Source organism: Caballeronia sp. LZ043 (genome assembly GCF_031451075.1).
Classification (GTDB): Bacteria; Pseudomonadota; Gammaproteobacteria; order Burkholderiales; family Burkholderiaceae; genus Caballeronia.
The window spans coordinates 1-484 of record NZ_JARUXT010000068.1; the positions used below are offsets into that span (position 1 = coordinate 1).

Annotated in this window: 1 pseudogene; it reads left to right on the plus strand. The window is 64.9% G+C overall.

The window, feature by feature from the left end:
• A pseudogene (locus tag QCE64_RS38095) lies at positions 1–484 on the plus strand (type IV secretion protein Rhs); the annotation flags it as partial.

The window sequence follows — 484 nt, forward strand, 5'->3', positions numbered from 1 at the left end:
CGGTCTGGAATACGCGTTCGCACTGCCGGACGACTGGCGCGCGAGCGTGCCGGTCGTAGATCGGGGGCAGACGTTCAGTCTGCCGTTATCCCGGATGGCCGACCTGAATGGCAACGCCTGGCATATCCAGCAGCGGACCGACGCGATTCACCACGGCGTGTCGATGCGCTTCGTCGAATACGCGGGAGGCCGTCCTACGGGGCGAGAGTTGCGCGCTGCTTCGGGGATCGTCGCGGGCTGTCTCGGGGCGCTCACGCTGCACGATGCACAAGGTGGCGTGCATCCGCTGGTGACATATCAGCAGGACGCGCTGGGTAATTTGGGCGCCGTGCTCGATGCGCACAACGCGCCCTACTGTTTCGAGTATGCGCAGCATCAGATGGTAAGGCATACCGACCGCAACGGCCTGTCGTTCTACTACAGCCATGCGATGCACGAGGACGGCCAATGGCGCGTGAGCCACGCATGGGGCGACGGCGGCCTG